A 19,031-nucleotide genomic window follows, 5' to 3' on the forward strand; every position below is an offset into this window, starting at 1 on the left:
ATTTACATATGATATTTTTGGAAATTAAAAATAAATTTAGAAACTAGACGTTGGTCGTAATGGAAGGAGTCTTGTATGAACTTAATTTATTTGGCTCTTATTATTTTGGTATTATTGTTTGTAGGAAGCTCTTATATGAAAAAGCGAGTTTATAAGCGAGTTGATAAATTAGAGAGTTGGAAAAATGATATTTTACATCGGTCGATCCCAGATGAAATCGGAAAAGTAAAAAAATTGACGATGGCTGGAGAGACGGAGGAGAAGTTTGAAACGTGGAGAATGGAGTGGGATGACATCGTTGGCGTCATCTTACCTGATATTGAAGAGAAGCTGTTCGATATTGAAGAATATGCTGCGAAAAATCGATATAATAAAGCTAAGCAATTATTAGTGATGACAGAAAATCGGTTATCAGGAATCGAGGAGCAATTAAAGGTGATGCTTGCCGATATTCAAAAGCTAATTGAGAGCGAGGAGCAAAATCGAACAGAAATAGCTTCGATTCAAGAGAAATACGAAACGTTAGAACATAACCTTTCTGAAAAAAAAGGGACACTGGCAGAAGCATATCCGCTCTTTCATGAACGGTTACAGGGAATTAATGATGAGCTGACGACGTTTGAAGAAGCAACTGGAAATGGAAGTTATTTAGAGGCGCGTGAGCATTTAACCGACGCAGCGCAGTTAACGCAAACTCTCGAGGAGCTTATGGCAGAGTTTCCTAAGCTTCTTGTACAGGTCGACGTCGTATTGCCTGGAGAGATTAAAGAAATACGAAAAGGAATCGAGGATATGAAAAAGGACGGCTATCAATTGGAGTCGTTTGCCATTCCAAAAAAATTAGAAGAAATAGAAAAGCGAATACAGGAGTTAAGAGAACGCGTTGTGACATTGGAGTTTAATGAAGTTGAAGAAGCGGTGAAGGAAGAAGTAAAAAGGCTTGAAGAGCTATATTCAATTTTAGAATATGAAGTGGAATCAAAGACGATCGTCTATAATAAAATGGCCGATTTGGAAACAGTCATTGAAAAAGGTGAAAAAGAAGTAGAAGCTCTTCTGAGTGAAACGATAGCGATTCAAGAAAGCTACCTAATCTCAATTGAACGACTGAATCAGCAAAAAGAAATGCAAAAACGAATTGAGGATTTATCGAGCCAGCTCGTTGTCATTATTGATTTAATTGAAAACAAAAAGCAAAGCTTTACTTCTATTAGAGAATTAATACAGGATTGGTTACAGGATATCGAGCAAGCATTAAACGAAATTATGGAAGAAAAAGAAACGATGTTCTCTATGAGAGAGGAAGAAAACCAGTCTAAAGAGCGTTTGATTTCTTTAAGGGCCATGCTCTTTGATACGAAACGATTGATACAGAGAAGCAATATTCCAGGGTTACCTACTGTTTACCTTGAGAAATTAGAATTAGCTGAACAGAAACTTCTTGAATCATTTGCGTTATTAGATCAAATTCCTCTTGAACTAGAGAACGTGAATCAACTCGTATCGGAAGCCGATGAATTAATTGATGAGACTCATAATGAAGTGCATGATCTTGTCTATTTAGCACAGTTAAGTGAACGAGTGATCCAATATGGAAATCGATTTAGAAGTCGCTCAGACAATATTCAGAGTCAATTAATTGAAGCTGAGCAATTGTTTAGACAATTTCAGTATAAAGAGGCTCTTGATTGTGCTGTACATGCTGTAGAAGAGTTTGAGCCTAATGTTGTCACAATTGTTGAAGAACATATTTCCGCTTAATACCTAAGAAGGATAAAGAAAAGGTGCCCACAATTCTCTTATGTGAGGCATCTTTTTCTTTGTGGTATAAGTATGGATAGGTACCCTGCAAATTAACTTTTCCTTCTTAGAAGAGAAGTAAGAAAAGGATGTATGTAGCGCTTCGTGGGTACGAAGACCTCGTCCGTTACATGGTAGGAATGAAGGAAAATATAGATGTACGGGGTTTTCAATATATAAAAAGGGGACAATAGACTAGTCTAAGTTTCTAAACCTATGCTAACATAGTGAAATGTCGACAGGTTTAAGAGGTGAAAATGATGATTTATTTAGATAATAGCGCAACAACTCGACCAGATCCATCAGTTGTTGAAACATATATGAAGGCATCTCTCGGTTTCTTTGGAAACCCTTCTTCTCTTCATACGTTAGGGGTAGAAGCTGAAAGGTTATTGAATGAGGCTCGTAATCGAGTAGCCACTTATTTAAGTGTTTCATCGAAGGAGATCATCTTTACATCGGGTGGGACTGAAGGAAATAATTTAGCGATTAAAGGCGCTGCAAAGGCAAGAAAACATCGCGGGAAGCATATCGTGACGACAGCAGCTGAGCATGCGTCTGTGTTAGCAACGTGTCAATCATTAGAGGCGGAAGGATTTGAGGTTACATATATTGATCTTGATTCAAGAGGATTTGTTTCAGTGGAGTCTGTCATGGCAGCCATTCGTACGGATACAGTTGTCGTCTCGATTCACCATGTTAATAATGAAATAGGTGCCATTCAACCAGTTGAAGATATCGGTAAACGTTTAATAGCTTGGCCAAATGTGATGTTTCACGTTGATCACGTTCAAGGCTTGTCGAAAGTCCCGCTCTCATTAAATGATGCACATATTGACCTTTGCACAGGCTCAGCGCACAAAATTCATGGTTTAAAGGGAACTGGCTTTCTCTACAAGCGAAAAGGAACGAATATTTCTCCTTTACAGCATGGAGGAAATCAAGAATTTAACGTTCGAACGGGAACGGAAAATGTAGCTGGAGCGGTAGCCTTAGCCAAGGCTTTACGACTTATGGGGGAGAGATGCAGTGAGTTGAAACGACTTCAATCACTTAGAGGCTATGTTATTAATGAATTGAAAAAAATTGAAGCTGTTATATTAAATAGTCCACTTGAAGGAGCACCACATATTATCAATGTGTCGCTACCTCGAATTAAGCCAGAAGTGGTCGTACAAGCGTTAGCTGAAAAAGACATTTATGTATCAACGAAGTCGGCATGCTCTTCGAAGGAAAGTGAGCCTAGTCATGTGCTGAAGTCAATGGGCTTAACGAATGAGAGAACAGTAAGTGCGATTCGAATAAGTCTTTCTGTTCAAACGACGAAAGAAGAATTAGATCGATTTTTAATGGAATTTCGACAGTTAATTCCTGAACTTATGGAGGTAGCTCAATCATGATATATAATCATATTTTGGTTCGCTTTGGAGAACTCGCTTTAAGAGGGAAGAACCGTTCCTCTTTTGAGAAACAATTAGTTCAAAATATTCGAAGTGTAATGGGAACGTTTGAAGATGTTAAGGTGAAACGAACTTTTGGCCGTATTATTGTTCATTTAAATGGTCAGGAGCATGAACCAGTTATTGAAAAATTAAAGACGATCTTTGGTATTCATTCCTTTAGTCTAGCGTTGAAAGTAGAAAATGATGTGAATGCTATACAAGAAGGAGCCCTTCATGTCTTTCATGAGCATCAAGAAACAACAAAGACGTTTAAAATTTCTGCGAGACGAGCTTATAAATCATTTCCTGTCTCCTCTCAGGAATTGAATCAGAAAGTTGGTGGCTTTGTCTTATCACAAACAGAAGATTTAACGGTAGACGTTCATAACCCTGATTTAAATATTAATGTGGAGGTTCGGGAACAAGCAACTTTTATTACAGCGGGTTCATTCCCTGGTGCTGGTGGTTTGCCAGTTGGAACGAGTGGGAAGGTGCTTATGATGCTATCTGGTGGCATCGATAGTCCTGTTGCAGGATACTTAACGATGAAGCGTGGAGCGAAGCTAGAGGCTGTTCATTTTCATAGTCCTCCTTATACGAACGAAAGAGCGAAGCAAAAAGTATTGGATTTAGCTCGGACGTTAACGAAATTTGGGGGTGATATAACCATTCATCTTGTCCCTTTTACAGAGGTGCAAAAACATATTAGAGCGGAAGTACCGAGTAATTTCCAAATGACCATTATGCGTCGAGTGATGCTACGTATTAGCGAACAAATTGCCAATAACGAACAAATATTAGCAATTGCGACAGGGGAGAGCTTAGGTCAAGTTGCAAGTCAAACGTTGCATAGTATTCATACGATCAATGAAGTGACTAATTTGCCAGTATTACGCCCACTCATTACGATGGATAAATTAGAAGTGATGGATATCGCAAAAAAGATTGGTACTTATGATATTTCCATTTTGCCATATGAGGATTGCTGTACGATCTTCTTATCGGATGATCCTAAAACAAAGCCAAGACGTGATCAGGCACATAAATTTGAGCAATATGTCCATATAGACCACTATGTTGCAGACGCTGTTAATCGTACGGAGAAAATAGTCATAAGTGAAAAAATGAGAGATCAAAAGACAATGGATTTATTATTTTAAGTGATTGTATTCTATTTGTTACTCTCAACAATTACCAACAATGAGTGTGCATGTTTTTCATCCTTCAGACTCATTCTATGAGTACAAAGGAGGTGAGAGACATGGCTAATAATAACAGCTCAAACCAACTTGTCGTACCTGGTGTACAACAAGCACTAGATCAAATGAAGTTTGAAATTGCTTCTGAATTTGGCGTTCAACTTGGACCTGATGCAACTTCACGTGCGAATGGTTCTGTAGGTGGTGAAATCACTAAGCGTCTTGTTCAGATGGCGGAACAACAAATGGGTGGTCAACGGTAATTAAATAAATGATGGATTGAAGAAGTCGCTGCTTTAAGGAATGTTCTCCTTAGAGGGCGACTCTTTTCAGATTGTGACCACTGAAAAAATCTATTTTCATAAAGAATATAGGAAGTAGCTGATTTGTACGATCTTAAAGAGCTCTATTTATTCGTATAGCGCTTCTAAATTGCAAGTTTTGATTGGTTCTGTCACGATATAGAGAAAATAGGAGGAGTGATTGAGGTGGGTACGTTATGGTGTAATGGTACTTTCTATACAATGAAGGAAGAAGGTCAAGCGATTGAAGCGGTTTTTGTAGAAAACGGGATCGTTGTGGCGTTAGGTTCAAGACGTGAACTAGAGCGTGCATTTAAAGATGAGTTGGAAGAAGTGAAAGATGTTAATAACGGCTATGTTTATCCAGGTTTTGTTGATAGTCACTTACATATGATTGGACACGGTGAAACGAAGATCCGCTTGGATTTATCAAATGTTACCTCTGCTCAAGAAATAAAGCGGCTATTAAAAGATAAAGCTACAACATTACATGAGGGAGAATGGCTATTAGCTGAAGGATGGAATGAGAATCATTTTGTTGATCGCAATATTTTACATCGTGATGAGCTTGATGAGATTTGCCCTGATCACCCTCTCTATATAACAAGAATTTGTCGTCATGCAGCGCTAGTGAATAGTCGAGCGCTAGAATTAGCGGGGATACATTTAGAAACGAATGATCCTGAAGGAGGAGTGATCGTCCGAGATCATAAAGGGGAACCGACAGGGTATTTGTTAGATGCAGCAACTGAGCTTGTGAAGGATGTCATACCGGAAGTAAGTGAAGCTTATATTCGCCAAGCATTGGAGCTAGCGGTAGACGATTTGTTAAGCAAAGGAATTGTTGGAGGACATACAGAGGATTTAGCTTACTATGGTGGCTTTGAGAAAACATTAAGCCAATTTATGAATGTGATAGATGGGCATCGAAGGAAGTTTCGCGCGCATTTACTCGTACATCATGAGGCGCTAGATGAAATGAAGCAGAAGCAGTATTCGTTTGGAGAGCTGACTCCTTTTATCGAGTTAGGTGCAGTAAAATTATTTGCTGATGGAGCACTAGGTGGACGCACCGCTCTCTTAAAGAAGCCATATTCAGATGATCCGTCGACTTCTGGTGTTGCGATTCATTCAGAGCATTCACTAAAAAAGATCGTTCAATTAGCTAGAGAATGTTCGCAACCTGTTGCGATCCATACAATTGGCGATGGGGCATTGGAGATGGCATTAGATGTAATCGAACAATATCCACTTAATCAAGGTAGAGATCGACTGATTCATGTGCAAGTTGCTAGCGAATCATTAATTGAGCGAATGCAATCATTACCCGTAGCGTTAGATATACAACCACGGTTTGTTATTTCAGATTTCCCTTGGGTCATAGAGAGACTTGGACAGAATCGAATGGCTTACTCATTTGCATGGAAAACATTGCTCGATGCTGGATTAGCGTGTGCAGGTGGCTCTGATGCACCAATTGAACCGATTGATCCTTTATTAGGTATTCATGCAGCAGTGACTAGACGAAATCGTGGTGAAACGCATGAAGGCTATTTGCCACATGAAAAATTATCACCTTTTGAAGCGATCCAATTATTTACGAAGGGCAGTGCTTATGCTATCGGGAAAGAACATAGTCGAGGATTCATTGCTGAAGGGTATAGCGCTGATTTCACGGTATTAGATCAGGATCTATTTCATATTGCTCCTGATGAAATCTTATCGACGACCGTTTTGATGACGGTAGTTGATAATACAGTCATGTATGTTCATCATGAGCCTTCTTGATGATAAGGTCTAAAACGGTTATCATTCGTTTTAGACCTTTGCTGTGGCCTTCGCTGCCGTGTTTTTTTAGAAAAAATTTTGCTGAACGTTGCGCCAAAAATGATAATTATCCTTTTGAAGAATGTGAATTTGATGGTCAGCGAGTGAGAGTGAGACTTCTTTAGCGTGACGAATGCTTAATGCCTCGTTGTCAACACCAATAATCGGATGATCGTTCCCATCTTGGATGACTTTTAGAGTGAGTATACGATCTGCATTAAGTACAAACGACGTCCCCAACGTACGATAATGGTTGTTATTGAGTGAGGCGATCTCGCTTACTTGGATCGACGATAAAGTAGGGTCAATAATTGCCCCCCTAACAGATTTACTGTATCCTGTGCTTCCAGATGGGGTTGATATAATCATTCCATCACCACGGAAGGTTTCAAAATGAAACTGATCAATATAGACATCTAAGACAAAGGTTTTAATGACATTAGAACGGATTGTACATTCATTTAAGCAATAAAATGGAGTTTCGTCATTGATAATAACTTGTAAAATCGGATTGCTTCGAATGGATTGATGTTCATTTGTCATCATTTGAAAGGCGAGATCGAGATCATTCATCGTGAAATCGGTATAAAAGCCTGTTGTTGGATCAGGAGTAATCCCGATATACGTATGTTGCGGGCTAAAGTTGGTCTTTTGTGCTGCTTGGAGGAAAGCGTTGTCTCCTCCAATACTCGCGATAAATGTAGCATCTTCTAGATGATCAACAATGGGGATATTACGTTCTTTCGCTTTAGATCGAAAAAGCTTAGAGTATGTATCCATTTCACTTGTCTTCTTATAAAAAAGGTAAATTTTCTGCATCAAATCGTCCTTTCTTCATCGTTTAGTTGATTCTAGTTTAAATCATGGAACGGTTCATGACAATGTGTCACGTTTATTGATGGCTAATTAAGGTGAAACTAGATGGAAACATGAGGAAAGAAGGGGGTTCTTAGTGGTTTGGGTTTATATACTTGGGGGATGTATCATTCTGTTCGTGTTGCTACTTTTATTGAAATTGAAGATTCAAATTCACTACTATCATGAAATGGATGATGATCAGCTTGAGGTAACTGTCTATATATGGTGGATGAAAGTATACTCATTTTCAGCTCCAGTGATTAAATTCAATGTGGAGACACTATCCTTAGAAGTAGAAGAAAAGCAAAAGGTTGCAATGAATCAGAAGGAGAAAAAAGATGTTTTGACGCCTAAAAAGCTTATTGAAGACTTACGTCTATTTCGTGATTTTTTGCAGCATGTTGTTGGTTTGCATAAGATTGTCCGTCGCTTTTTAAAAAAGGTGCGTGTCAAACAGTTGAAATGGCACTCAGCACTTGGTATCCAAGATGCGGCCCATACAGCTCAACTAGCTGGTGCTGTATGGGCCTTGAAGAGTGTTATTTTTGGAATGGTCTCACATTATACTCGACTTGAGGATACTCCTCAAATGACAGTAGAGCCACGTTATCAAATATTTTATTCTCATACGAAGCTTTCCTGCATGATTTCGTTTCGTCTCGGGCAAGCTATCCTTGCAGGCCTAATGTTAGTTAAGCATTGGCGAAGAAAACCGTCTAATCAGAAAGCTCAGTCGGTTGAGGAAAATATTTAATAGGGAGGTATTACGTTGGGAGATCATCCGATTCAAGGTTTAATGAAAACGGCAATGGAAAATCTAAAGGAAATGGTAGACGTAAATACGATCGTAGGAGATCCTGTTGAAACTCCGGATGGTAGTGTCATCATGCCTGTGTCGAAGGTTGGATTTGGTTTTGCAGCAGGTGGTAGTGAGTTTATCATTGATCATCATCATGATGAAGAACATAAACATCCTTTCGGAGGAGGAAGCGGTGGTGGGGTGTCCATTACACCAATTGCGTTTCTTGTTGTGAATAGCAAAGGTGTGAAGATGGTTCATCTTGATAGCAATACTCATTTATACGAAAAACTTCTCGATTTTGCACCACAAGTTGTTGATAAAATTCAAGAGATGATTGGGCAATCTGACCAGAAAAAAGGCAATCCGTATGTAGCAGGGAACCCGCCGCCACCCCCACCCCCAAATACAACTATGTAGGTAAAAAGCTACTCCGAGAAGCAAGGGCACCGAAAAAGTTTGGTTTTTAACTTTTTCGGTGCCCTTTTAAGCAACGAGTGAAGCGATTGATAGTAAAAATCAAGTACAGAAAAAGGTGATTTGGAGGCCACTGAAAAAGTTTGGTTTTAACTTTTTCAGTGGCTTTGAAGTAATGTGCGTAGCCGTTGCCCGATTTTGAAAGCCTTGCAATGAGGAGGTTTCTCATAGCAAGGCGCGCAACGAGCGGAGCCATTACTCTTCCTTGAGTTACTAGAAAGGACTTTTTCAGTGACCTCGTGATTTGTACTTTTTCAGTGTACTCTGAGTAGTTGAAGTAGCTTTCTGTCTGTGTCGTCATTCAAAAACCTCTTCGTCGTCCATATTAATTGCCATATTAAGGGTGGTCATGTACAATAGCATTGATGTGACATAAATTATGAGGAGGATGAATGATGGCAGAAATTACGTTTAAGAATAATCCAGTTACACTGCTCGGCACTGAAGTAAAGGTTGGGGAAAAGGCTCCAGATTTTAAGGTGCTAGCAAATGATTTATCTGAAGTATCATTAGCTGATTCTAAAGGAACTGTTAGATTGATTAGTGTCGTTCCGTCAATTGATACGGGTGTATGTGATCAACAAACTCGCCGTTTTAATGAAGAAGCAGCTTCGTTAGATAATGTGAACGTATTAACGGTAAGTGTTGATCTTCCATTTGCACAAAAACGTTGGTGCGCAGCAGCAGGAATTGAAAATGTACAAACGTTATCTGATCATCGCGATCTTTCTTTTGGACAAGCTTATGGTGTAGCGATTGAAGAACTTCGATTGCTAGCAAGATCGGTGTTTGTTATTGATTCATCTGATACGGTTGTATATGCAGAGTATGTTTCTGAAGCAACAAACCATCCGGATTATGAAGCAGCAATTGAAGCTGCTAAAGCAGCAAAATAAAAGAATTGATTGGCAGAGAAGAAGAGGCTGGGACATAACGAAAGTGTTTAGCTGAGAATCTGAACAATGTGCAAAGTGTATTTCAGTAACGTTTTATTTGCACGCCTGTGTATTTGTTCGGATTTCCATTTAGGAAAACACTTTTTGCCCAGCCTCTTTCTCAATGCTTAGGAGACGATAAATAAATTTATTCGTTGGATAACTGTAACAAGGTTGAAAAGAAATGAAAAGACGTAGGGATGAATGCTATGGTAGTAGAACAATTATATGATTACTTTGACAAGTGTGCACTTTATTTAGAGAAAAATGGCCTGAACACTTATTTAGAAGGGTTAGCAGAAGCAGGAGAGAATTTATTTCAACATCAAATTGTACAACAGATATCAGATGATGATCAAGCAATATTAAAACGGCTGTTAAATAATGTAGCTGAATTAGAGTATGAACGCGAGGACGTAAGGAAGGCGCTTCAGCTCGCTGTATTGAAGGGGATGAAAGGTGCGGTGCAGCCACATCATTCCATGACACCTGAGGCAGTAAGTTTATTTGTCCATTATTTATTTCAAAAGTTGCTTGGAGAAAAGCAGCAGGCTACGGTTCTTGATTTGGCTGTAGGATCTGGTAATTTATTGTATACGCTTTTGAATCAATCGAAAGTCTCTTTGGGTGCACAAGCTTTTGAAGTGGATGAGACATTATTAAAATTAGCGTACATTGGTGCAAACTTACAGCATCATGAAGTCAACCTATATCATCAAGACAGTGTTGAACGATTATCAACCCCAAAAGTCGATTTAGTTGTGACGGATCTTCCTGTTGGTTATTATCCTAAAGACGATGTTGCCAGTCAATATGAGCTAAAAGCGGGAGAAGGGCATTCTTATATCCATCATTTAATGATTGAACAAGGCTTGAACCAAGTGAAAGACGGTGGATTTCTTCTTTTCTTAGTGCCGAACTTCTTATTTGAAAGTGAGCAATCAAAGGCATTACATGAGTATTTAAAAAAGCATGCGCACATTTTGTCTTTGCTGCAATTACCACAATCGATGTTTTCATCGGAACAGTTCGGTAAAAGCATTTTCGTAATTCAAAAGAAAGGAAACGGAACTAAATCACCGAGTCAAGCGTTATTAGCCGAATTGCCATCTTTTTCGAAAAAGGAAGCCTTAGCAGACATGATACAGAGGATTAATAAATGGTTTGCTGACGAATTGGGAATCTTATAATCATAAGCCTGACCTCAAAAAAAGGTTAGGCTATTTTTTAAGAGGTAAAAAAATCTAATGTACTGGAGTGTTTACTCAAGGTAGATGTAAGTGAATGATGAAAACGATGTGAATGTTCTTTGTAAGAGTATTCATTTCTGAATTGTTCGAATATGGGAGAAATCGACACTTTTACTTGAAATAAGCTTGTTTCGGTGCTTAAATGTAAGATGATCTATTTACAAAGGAGCGGGTTATAAGAATGTCAAACATCTTAGCAATTAATGCAGGGAGTTCTTCTTTAAAATTCCAACTGTTAACAATGCCACAAGAAAAAGTTGTGACAAAAGGGTTAGTTGAACGTATTGGGCTAGACCAAGGAGTATTTACAATTGAAGTAAATGAAGAGAAGCAATCAGACACATTAAAAATTCCTGATCACGCTGAAGCGGTCAAAATCCTATTAGATAAATTAACGTCACTTGGAATTATACAATCATTAAATGAGATTGATGGTATTGGGCACCGTGTCGTCCACGGAGGGGAGAAGTTTAATGATTCCGTTTTAATTACAGATGAAGTCTTAAAAGGTATAGAAGAGGTTTCTGAGCTTGCTCCCTTACACAATCCTGCCAATGTTGTCGGAATTAAAGCATTTAAAGAAGTATTACCAAATGTGCCAGCGGTTGCTGTGTTTGATACGGCGTTCCATCAAACAATGCCTGAATCTTCTTACCTTTACAGCTTGCCATATGAATATTATAAAGAGTATGGAATTCGTAAATATGGCTTCCATGGAACTTCTCATAAATACGTCTCTAATAGAGCAGCAGAGTTGTTAGGGAGACCCATTGAACAGCTACGTTTATTATCTTGTCACTTAGGAAACGGTGCGAGTATTGCCGCGATTGAGGGTGGTAAGTCGATCGATACATCAATGGGCTTCACTCCGCTTGCTGGAGTAACGATGGGTACTCGTTCAGGGAACATTGATCCTGCTCTTATTCCATACATTATGGGTAAAACGAATCAAGATGCAAATCAAGTGCTAGATACACTTAACAAACGAAGCGGGCTGTTAGGAGTTTCTGGTTTTTCAAGCGACTTACGTGATATTGTGAATAAAGCGGAAGAAGGAAATGCTCGTGCGCAATTAGCTTTAGATGTTTTTACTTCTCGTATTCATAAATATATCGGTTCGTATGCTGCGCGAATGAGTGGGGTGGATGCGATTATTTTCACAGCTGGAATTGGTGAAAATAGTGATGTCATTCGTGCGCAAGTGTTAAAAGGATTAGAGTTTATGGGAGTATATTGGGACCCAGCTTTAAATCAAGTGAGAGGTCAAGAAGCGTTTGTGAATTATCCTCACTCACCGGTTAAAGTGTTAATTATTCCAACAAATGAAGAAGTTATGCTTGCTCGTGATACGGTTCGTTTAGCAAAATAATCATGTTCGATAAGGGGTTATATGAAGAGTTAACGAATACTCTTCATATAACCCCTTCTTTCTTTGCAAACTTTTACATACAATAGAAAGGAAAAGCTGATTCATACTTAAGGGGGAGTTAGTATGATATCTAATTGGAATGAAGGTGAGGTTATTGTTCATTTCTTTTATATTCGTGAAAGAGAAGTGAAGCATGCTGCAAATGGGAGTGATTATGCAACCTTCGTATTGGAACGGAACCTTCAGCGAATACAAGCTATTCTTTGGGATTTGACTGCTGAACAAGCTCAACAATTTGAACGGCATGCAGTTGTTAAGGTAGAAGCGACAGTAGGTTCGTATCGCGGACAGAAGCAATTATCAATTCAGCGAATGCGTCTGGTGACGAAAGAAGATCAAGTAAAGGTTGCAGACTTATTATCGCGAGATGGCGTCGATCGAGAAGAATTGTGGCAGGAATTGAGATTGTATATGGAAGAAATACAATCAGATGTGCTTAGAACAATGATTAAGACCATCTTCGGTCAGAAGTCATTTCGTGAACGCTTTACAACGATGCCTGCTGCGAAAATGTATCATCATGCCTATTATGCAGGCTTACTTGAGCATGTAGTAGAAATAACGAGGAGTGCTTGGCATTTATTTCAGGTCTATCCAAATTTAAATAAAGATGTTGTCATTACGACATGTTTGTTACATGATATAGGTAAGACTAAATCCTTTTTAGATGCTACAGCTCCAGAGCTATCAACAGAAGGTGAATTTTTCGGTCATGTTTCAGTTAGCCTAGACATGATCACGCAGGCAGCCTACAGTGCCGGATTGGACTTAGATCATTCAGATATCACACATGTAAGGCATTGCATAGCAAGTCAATTAGGTGAAGTGAGCCAAGGTTTTGGAAGTGCTGCTTCTCCTAAAACAGAGGAAGCTATTTTCTTTTCTTCATTAAAACATTTAAATAGTCAATTAAATAACATGTCGATGTTGAAGGAGCAATCAGTTGAAGACTGGACGTATTCTCCACTGTTTAAAAGACGTGTGTATACTAAAAAAGAAAAGGAGTAGATGGACATTGGAACATCACTGGGATGAGCTTGAACAATGGGAAAGACGCTATTTTGAAAAAGAACAATCAGATCTTGGAATTTTGTACAATCAGTGGCAAGAAAAATGGCTAAAATCATTAAATCAGAAAAGAAAGCGACAAGTACTTTCTTTATTAGATAATTGCCTTGTTCACCTTCAGGCAGGCTTGCTACATAGTCGTTCATTTGAAGACACGAAGAAACGTGTCTATACGCATGCAAGGATCTTTCATCCTACCATTTCAAGCGCGGAAGCATTAAGACAACTTTCAATTGAACAAGCGAATTACTTAGCTGATCAGCTTATGGCTAAACAAAGGCTCTTGTCGGTAGGTCAAGGAGGGATAACAGGCTTAGGTGGTCTCTTCTTTCTTGCTGCTGATCTACCTGCTCTGATGGCCATTCAATTGCGTTCATTACAGCAATTAGCATTTGTATATGGCTATGATTGTCGCCATCCAATGGAGCAGATCGTTATGCTAAAGCTCTATCATTTGGCAACATTACCGAAACAATATCAAAAGGCAGAATGGGACAAGCTATTAGAGGAAAGTCTTGCTCATCAACAAGCGATTTTCTATGAAGGGGACGATTCGATCATTCAAGAGGAATGGTTACAGCGATTTACTCCTCAATTAGCAAAGAGCTTCCTCATTACAATACTACGCCGAAAGACTGTACAGTTTGTTCCATTAATCGGGATGGTTGTTGGAGCAGGAATGAATTACACGTTAACGAAACAAGTGATTGAGGTTGGACAACATTTTTATTTGAAAAGAAGACTATTAGACCTAGCTTCTGATCGTATGACGTAATAAAGGGGAACATTCTAATCATTCTCGTCCATTAGGCTAGGAGACATTATTATGCCCTAGCCTCATTGTCTGATTCTTATTTATAAGGAAGGTGCTAGTCTATATAGGATCCAGAGGTCATTAATAATGGAAGCGAGTTCAGCCATTTCTTCATTCAGTCGGCAGGATTTCTCGAAATCTTCCTCATTTGAAAGGTGCTCATGAACAGAGTGAATTTGATTTTCCATTTGTTTGACTCTGTCCGGAATCGTACCACGAATTTGTTCCCATTTGTTAAGAGTGTTTACTTTCGTCTGCTCATCTAGAGTATCCCATTCTTGTTCGATATGGGGGACGCTTATCCCTAACCGCAGATCGTATATAAATTTCACATGCAATTGGATCACCTCTGACATTGATTATATCGAAAATTGCTATATTTGAAAGTAAAATCATTCAAAAAAGATGCAATAAACACTTGCCAAATTGAGCGCTGCCTGTTAAAGTAATGAATATTAATAAGAAATGCAGTTAGATTTATGCATGAATAGTGCGCTAAATAAAAGCACTCTTTTTTTGAATAACAATGTATAAAAATAATATATTAAGTATTAATATTCATTGGGGGAATGAGAAGATGAGTAAAGAGAAAGTAGTATTAGCTTATTCGGGTGGTTTAGATACGTCAGTTGCGATCAAATGGTTAGCAGATCAAGGATATGATGTGATTGCAGTTGGTTTAGATGTAGGTGAAGGAAAGGATTTAGATTTTGTTAAGCAAAAAGCTCTTGATGTTGGTGCAATTGAATCATATTCAATTGATGCAAAGAAGGAATTTGCTGAAGATTTTGTGTTACCAGCGCTACAAGCTCATACAATGTATGAGGATAAATATCCACTAGTTTCAGCATTGTCACGTCCGCTTATTTCAAAGAAACTCGTTGAAATTGCTGAGCAAACGGGTGCTTCAGCGGTTGCACATGGATGTACCGGAAAAGGGAATGACCAAGTTCGTTTTGAAGTGTCAATCCAAGCTCTTAACCCAGATTTGAAAGTATTAGCTCCTGTACGTGAGTGGGGTTGGTCGCGTGATGAGGAAATTGAATATGCGAAGAAGAATAATGTGCCAATCCCTATTGATCTTGATAATCCATACTCTGTTGACCAAAACTTATGGGGACGTGCAAATGAGTGTGGAATTCTAGAGGATCCTTGGGCAACTCCTCCAGAAGGAGCATATGAACTAACGGCAGCGATTGAGGATACGCCAAATGAAGCAGAGTATGTAGAACTTGCTTTTGAACAAGGTGTGCCTGTTTCTATTAATGGAAAGAACTATCAACTAGATGATTTAATTCTTGAATTAAATCAAATTGCTGGTAAGCATGGTGTTGGACGTATTGATCATGTGGAGAATCGTCTAGTTGGGATTAAATCGCGTGAAGTATATGAGTGTCCTGGTGCGATGACTTTGATTAAAGCACATAAGGAGCTTGAAGATATTACATTAACCAAGGAAGTTGCTCATTTTAAACCAGTTGTATCACAAAAATTATCAGAGGTTATTTATAATGGTCTTTGGTTCTCGCCGATTCGTGATGCGCTTCAAGCATTTTTACTAGAAACACAAAAAACAGTAACAGGTGTCGTACGTGTGAAATTATTTAAAGGGCATGCAATAGTGGAAGGACGTAAATCACCATATTCTTTATATAATGAGAAGCTTGCAACGTATTCAACAGACGATGAATTTGATCACGGTGCAGCAGTTGGTTTCATTTCATTATGGGGATTATCAACGAAGGTAAATAGTAAAGTCAATAAAGAGCAAAAGGAGGTCAATCAATAGTGTCGAAGCTTTGGGGTGGACGCTTTACGAAAACAGCTGAGGAGTGGGTCGATGCCTTTGGTGCATCGATCGGCTTTGATCAAGCATTAGTGAATGAAGACATAGAAGGAAGTATTGCCCATGTAACGATGCTTGGTAAATGTGGCGTTCTTCCAAAGGATGAGGTTGAACAAATTAAGAATGGCCTTCAAGCTCTTCGCGAAAAAGCGGCAATGGGTGAACTAGAGTTTTCTGTTCAACAGGAAGATATCCATTTGAATTTAGAGAAGCATCTAATTGATGAAATTGGCCCTGTCGGTGGAAAGCTCCATACAGGTCGTAGTCGAAATGATCAAGTGGCAACGGATATGCATCTCTATTTGCGTAACCAAACGAACGAAATTATGGATGGCTTAAAGAAGCTACAGCAAGCTCTTGTCACGCAAGCGAATGAGCATGTAGAAACATTGATTCCTGGTTATACGCATTTGCAGCGTGCTCAACCGGTTTCGTTTGCACACCATTTGCTTGCTTATTTCTGGATGCTTGAAAGGGATTATGGGCGTTTGGAGGATAGCTTGAAGCGGGTGAACGTGTCACCTCTTGGTGCAGGTGCGCTTGCAGGGACGACATTCCCGATTGATCGTCACTATTCTGCTGAATTATTAGGGTTTGACGATATTTACCACAATAGTTTAGATGCTGTTAGTGACCGTGACTTCATTGTTGAATTTCTAAATGCGTCCTCAATGATTATGATGCATTTATCACGTCTTTGTGAAGAGCTTATTTTATGGTCAACACAAGAGTTCCAATTCATTGAAATGGATGATTCATTTGCAACTGGAAGCAGCATTATGCCGCAGAAGAAGAATCCTGATATGGCAGAATTGATTCGTGGGAAAACAGGAAGAGTGTATGGTCATTTGTTTTCATTATTAACGACATTAAAAGGGTTGCCTCTTGCGTATAATAAAGACATGCAAGAGGATAAAGAAGGAATGTTTGATACGGTTGAAACGGTTAAAGGCTCTTTGAATATTTTTGCTGGTATGATTGAGACGATGACGGTGAACGTTGATACGATGGAAAAGGCGGTTCATCATGACTTCTCTAATGCAACCGAGCTAGCCGATTACTTAGCAACAAAAGGAATGCCTTTCCGTCAGGCACATGAAGTCGTTGGAAAGCTTGTATTAGTTGCGATTCAAAAAGGTGTCTTCCTTCTAGATTTACCATTCTCTGATTACGAAGATGCGAGTGAGCTTTTTGAAAAAGATATTTACGAAGTGCTTAATCCAAAGACTGTTGTTGCACGCCGAAATAGCGCTGGTGGAACAGGATTTGAACAAGTGCGTGTCTCTTTACAAAAGGCAGAGCAACTTTTGGCGAATTCACATAAATCATAGGTTATTGCTCCATACTAGGCTTGTAATATGAAGTCTAGGAGGAGGCATTTAGGCTGTGAAGGAGCATAAGTTAACGAATGGTTTGTATGATCAACAAGGCGAGCGCGTTGTCCATCAACAGTTGCTTGACTCATATAGTTGTGGTACATATGAGCAAAGGCACTTAGATGAAAATAAGACGTACGAGCACTATGAAAAAAGTGAAAAATAACAAAAAGGTCTAAGGTAAGCATGCTGTTGCTGTGCTTGCTTTTGGCCTTTTTAAAATTGCGTAGATCAATGTATAATATACCAATATTTGCCTCATGCTAATGCAGAGGTGATGAGATGAAAAAGCTTATGATCGTTTTCGTCGTTATGTTAAGCATACTTAAAGTAACTGATGTAGCAGCTAGTGGAACAGAATTGATGAGTGCTTATTCTCTTCGCATATCAGCTATAGTGGATGGTCAAGATTATGAATGGGAATATGACAGTCCGAGAAAATATGAATTCGAAAAAGGTTCACAAGTGATGAAGGGAAATGAAGCGAAGGAGCAGGTGGAAGCAATTGTGACGCTTTTACAGATAAGTGAAAATCAATCAATTGACGAGTACGTGGACAATATGAAAGCAGAATATCCTCGTTTATCAAAGTTAGACATTCGCTATATGAATGAGGATGGTCAGTTGTTTACTTGGGTTTGGAATGAGGAATGAGCAATAAGGAAGAAGGGCACTGAAAAAGTTTTAATTCTAACTTTTCCAGTGCCCTTTCCTTTAAGGCTTCCCTTTATGTGCTCTTTACACTCATACGTTTTGATAATTCAATAAAAGGGAATTGAACCTCTTATATCGAATGAATAAAGATTAAGAAGATTATAAGAAGGAGTGTGTAAAGATGAACGTAAGCTACCATGGACATTCAGTTGTCTTTATTAACACAAAAAGAACGAAAATTATTATTGATCCATTCATTACTGGCAATGGTTTAACGGATTTAAATGCTGACTCACTCGAAGTAGATGTAATTCTATTAACCCACGGCCATAATGACCATGTAGGTGACACAGTCGAGTTAGCAAAAAGGAATGATGCGTTAGTGATCGCCCCATTTGAATTAGCAACATATCTAGGTTGGAAAGGTATACAGTGCCACCCGATGCATATCGGTGGTGCGCATACATTTGAATTCGGGACAGTTAAATTAACACAAGCCTTTCACGGATCATCCTATACCGAGGAAGATAATCAGAGAATAGTTTACACAGGGATGCCAGCAGGAATTCTGTTAACGGTTGAAGGAAAAACGATTTTTCATGCTGGGGATACTGCATTATTTAGTGATATGAAGCTAATTGGGGAGCGTAATACGATTGATCTGGCATTTTTACCGATTGGAGATAATTTCACGATGGGGCCAGAAGATGCTACGTTGGCTGCAGAATGGCTGCAAGCGAAACGAGTTGTTCCAATCCATTACAATACATTTCCGGTTATTGAACAAGATCCTAATGAGTATGCTGAGCATTTATCAGGAAAGAAGGGGCTGGCTCTTAAAGTTGGTGAAGGAATCGAATTATAGGAGCAATTGGTACTTCTTTTGAGAGGTACCTTTTTTTAAGAAGAATAAGGGATTTAACGAACATAGCACTAATATCGTGAACCGATAAGC

20 protein-coding genes are annotated in these 19,031 nt (G+C 38.9%); 17 read left to right on the forward strand and 3 right to left on the reverse strand.

Going from position 1 to position 19,031, the window contains the following annotated elements; genetic code table 11:
* Positions 1-75 precede the first annotated feature (75 nt).
* The 5 genes from ezrA to ACERJO_RS10175 all read left to right on the forward strand — a co-directional run bounded on the left by ezrA (position 76) and on the right by ACERJO_RS10175 (position 6,531).
* A complete protein-coding gene (gene ezrA, locus ACERJO_RS10155; protein ID WP_373647392.1) occupies positions 76-1,761 on the forward strand; it encodes a septation ring formation regulator EzrA in 1,686 nt (561 codons plus the stop codon).
* Positions 1,762-2,060: 299 nt separating this feature from the next.
* Positions 2,061-3,200 carry a cysteine desulfurase family protein gene (locus ACERJO_RS10160; protein WP_373647393.1) on the forward strand — a complete coding sequence of 380 codons (1,140 nt, stop codon included), beginning with the start codon at positions 2,061-2,063 and terminating at the stop codon, positions 3,198-3,200.
* Positions 3,197-4,402: a tRNA uracil 4-sulfurtransferase ThiI gene (gene thiI, locus ACERJO_RS10165; RefSeq protein ID WP_373647394.1), complete on the forward strand. Its 1,206-nt coding sequence runs from the start codon at positions 3,197-3,199 to the stop codon at positions 4,400-4,402. The genes ACERJO_RS10160 and thiI overlap by 4 nt, the downstream gene beginning before the upstream one ends.
* 101 nt (positions 4,403-4,503) lie before the next feature.
* Complete coding sequence (locus ACERJO_RS10170; protein WP_247104702.1) at positions 4,504-4,704, forward strand: alpha/beta-type small acid-soluble spore protein; 201 nt, start codon at positions 4,504-4,506, stop codon at positions 4,702-4,704.
* A 225-nt stretch (positions 4,705-4,929) separates the two neighbouring features.
* Complete coding sequence (locus tag ACERJO_RS10175) at positions 4,930-6,531, forward strand: amidohydrolase (protein WP_373647395.1); 1,602 nt, start codon at positions 4,930-4,932, stop codon at positions 6,529-6,531.
* 66 nt (positions 6,532-6,597) lie between these two features.
* On the opposite strand, the gene ACERJO_RS10180 is transcribed toward ACERJO_RS10175, so the two are convergent.
* Positions 6,598-7,389, reverse strand: coding sequence for an NAD kinase (locus ACERJO_RS10180; protein ID WP_373647396.1), 792 nt, complete (start codon positions 7,387-7,389; stop codon positions 6,598-6,600).
* A 133-nt stretch (positions 7,390-7,522) separates the two neighbouring features.
* Between ACERJO_RS10180 and ACERJO_RS10185 the strand changes: the two genes are divergently transcribed.
* Positions 7,523-8,182: a DUF2953 domain-containing protein gene (locus tag ACERJO_RS10185; RefSeq protein ID WP_247104707.1), complete on the forward strand. Its 660-nt coding sequence runs from the start codon at positions 7,523-7,525 to the stop codon at positions 8,180-8,182.
* Between the two features lie 15 nt (positions 8,183-8,197).
* Positions 8,198-8,647, forward strand: coding sequence for a GerW family sporulation protein (gene ytfJ / locus ACERJO_RS10190; RefSeq protein WP_247104708.1), 450 nt, complete (start codon positions 8,198-8,200; stop codon positions 8,645-8,647).
* Positions 8,648-8,693: 46 nt separating this feature from the next.
* Here the strand turns inward: ytfJ and ACERJO_RS10195 are convergent, their stop codons facing one another.
* On the reverse strand, positions 8,694-9,005 hold the full coding sequence (locus tag ACERJO_RS10195) for a hypothetical protein (RefSeq protein WP_373647397.1): 312 nt from the start codon (positions 9,003-9,005) through the stop codon (positions 8,694-8,696).
* Between the two features lie 94 nt (positions 9,006-9,099).
* Here ACERJO_RS10195 and tpx point away from each other — a divergent pair, with 94 nt between their 5' ends.
* From tpx to ACERJO_RS10220, 5 genes are all read left to right on the forward strand, one after another.
* Positions 9,100-9,600 (forward strand): thiol peroxidase, encoded by a 501-nt coding sequence (gene tpx, locus ACERJO_RS10200; RefSeq protein WP_247104709.1) that lies wholly within the window; start codon positions 9,100-9,102, stop codon positions 9,598-9,600.
* A gap of 239 nt (positions 9,601-9,839) precedes the next feature.
* The gene (locus ACERJO_RS10205) at positions 9,840-10,829 is read left to right on the forward strand and encodes a class I SAM-dependent methyltransferase (protein WP_247104710.1); all 990 of its coding nucleotides are present in this window, start codon (positions 9,840-9,842) and stop codon (positions 10,827-10,829) included.
* A gap of 241 nt (positions 10,830-11,070) precedes the next feature.
* Complete coding sequence (locus ACERJO_RS10210; protein ID WP_247104711.1) at positions 11,071-12,258, forward strand: acetate kinase; 1,188 nt, start codon at positions 11,071-11,073, stop codon at positions 12,256-12,258.
* 123 nt (positions 12,259-12,381) lie between these two features.
* On the forward strand, positions 12,382-13,326 hold the full coding sequence (locus tag ACERJO_RS10215; RefSeq protein ID WP_247104712.1) for a 3'-5' exoribonuclease YhaM family protein: 945 nt from the start codon (positions 12,382-12,384) through the stop codon (positions 13,324-13,326).
* A 7-nt stretch (positions 13,327-13,333) separates the two neighbouring features.
* Positions 13,334-14,161: an EcsC family protein gene (locus ACERJO_RS10220; RefSeq protein WP_247104714.1), complete on the forward strand. Its 828-nt coding sequence runs from the start codon at positions 13,334-13,336 to the stop codon at positions 14,159-14,161.
* Positions 14,162-14,241: 80 nt separating this feature from the next.
* On the opposite strand, the gene ACERJO_RS10225 is transcribed toward ACERJO_RS10220, so the two are convergent.
* Complete coding sequence (locus ACERJO_RS10225; protein WP_247104795.1) at positions 14,242-14,538, reverse strand: radical SAM protein; 297 nt, start codon at positions 14,536-14,538, stop codon at positions 14,242-14,244.
* Between the two features lie 239 nt (positions 14,539-14,777).
* On the opposite strand from ACERJO_RS10225, the gene ACERJO_RS10230 reads away from it, so the two are divergent.
* The 5 genes from ACERJO_RS10230 (at position 14,778) to ACERJO_RS10250 (ending at position 18,941) form a co-directional block, all read left to right on the forward strand.
* Positions 14,778-15,989, forward strand: coding sequence for an argininosuccinate synthase (locus ACERJO_RS10230; protein WP_247104716.1), 1,212 nt, complete (start codon positions 14,778-14,780; stop codon positions 15,987-15,989).
* Positions 15,989-17,377 carry an argininosuccinate lyase gene (gene argH, locus ACERJO_RS10235; protein ID WP_373647398.1) on the forward strand — a complete coding sequence of 463 codons (1,389 nt, stop codon included), beginning with the start codon at positions 15,989-15,991 and terminating at the stop codon, positions 17,375-17,377. Before ACERJO_RS10230 ends, argH begins: the two co-directional genes overlap by 1 nt.
* 55 nt (positions 17,378-17,432) lie before the next feature.
* Positions 17,433-17,588 (forward strand): hypothetical protein, encoded by a 156-nt coding sequence (locus tag ACERJO_RS10240; RefSeq protein WP_247104720.1) that lies wholly within the window; start codon positions 17,433-17,435, stop codon positions 17,586-17,588.
* Between the two features lie 116 nt (positions 17,589-17,704).
* Positions 17,705-18,076, forward strand: coding sequence for a YusW family protein (locus ACERJO_RS10245; RefSeq protein ID WP_247104722.1), 372 nt, complete (start codon positions 17,705-17,707; stop codon positions 18,074-18,076).
* A 181-nt stretch (positions 18,077-18,257) separates the two neighbouring features.
* Positions 18,258-18,941: a metal-dependent hydrolase gene (locus tag ACERJO_RS10250; protein ID WP_247104723.1), complete on the forward strand. Its 684-nt coding sequence runs from the start codon at positions 18,258-18,260 to the stop codon at positions 18,939-18,941.
* Positions 18,942-19,031: the final 90 nt, after the last annotated feature.

Origin of the sequence: Halalkalibacter sp. AB-rgal2 (genome assembly GCF_041821005.1) — a bacterium.
In the GTDB taxonomy this organism is placed as follows: domain Bacteria; phylum Bacillota; class Bacilli; order Bacillales; family Bacillaceae_D; genus Halalkalibacter.

What these genes read in the sequence shown, in the direction of transcription:
- ACERJO_RS10230 (WP_247104716.1), top strand. Translation starts at nt 14,778, where the DNA reads ATGAGTAAAGAGAAAGTAGTATTAGCTTATTCGGGTGGTTTAGATACG.
- ACERJO_RS10160 (WP_373647393.1), top strand. Translation starts at nt 2,061, where the DNA reads ATGATTTATTTAGATAATAGCGCAACAACTCGACCAGATCCATCAGTT.
- ACERJO_RS10195 (WP_373647397.1), bottom strand. Translation starts at nt 9,005, where the DNA reads ATGACGACACAGACAGAAAGCTACTTCAACTACTCAGAGTACACTGAA.
- tpx (WP_247104709.1), top strand. Translation starts at nt 9,100, where the DNA reads ATGGCAGAAATTACGTTTAAGAATAATCCAGTTACACTGCTCGGCACT.
- thiI (WP_373647394.1), top strand. Translation starts at nt 3,197, where the DNA reads ATGATATATAATCATATTTTGGTTCGCTTTGGAGAACTCGCTTTAAGA.
- ezrA (WP_373647392.1), top strand. Translation starts at nt 76, where the DNA reads ATGAACTTAATTTATTTGGCTCTTATTATTTTGGTATTATTGTTTGTA.
- ACERJO_RS10250 (WP_247104723.1), top strand. Translation starts at nt 18,258, where the DNA reads ATGAACGTAAGCTACCATGGACATTCAGTTGTCTTTATTAACACAAAA.
- ACERJO_RS10245 (WP_247104722.1), top strand. Translation starts at nt 17,705, where the DNA reads ATGAAAAAGCTTATGATCGTTTTCGTCGTTATGTTAAGCATACTTAAA.
- ACERJO_RS10215 (WP_247104712.1), top strand. Translation starts at nt 12,382, where the DNA reads ATGATATCTAATTGGAATGAAGGTGAGGTTATTGTTCATTTCTTTTAT.
- ACERJO_RS10170 (WP_247104702.1), top strand. Translation starts at nt 4,504, where the DNA reads ATGGCTAATAATAACAGCTCAAACCAACTTGTCGTACCTGGTGTACAA.
- ACERJO_RS10180 (WP_373647396.1), bottom strand. Translation starts at nt 7,389, where the DNA reads ATGCAGAAAATTTACCTTTTTTATAAGAAGACAAGTGAAATGGATACA.
- ACERJO_RS10210 (WP_247104711.1), top strand. Translation starts at nt 11,071, where the DNA reads ATGTCAAACATCTTAGCAATTAATGCAGGGAGTTCTTCTTTAAAATTC.
- ACERJO_RS10205 (WP_247104710.1), top strand. Translation starts at nt 9,840, where the DNA reads ATGAATGCTATGGTAGTAGAACAATTATATGATTACTTTGACAAGTGT.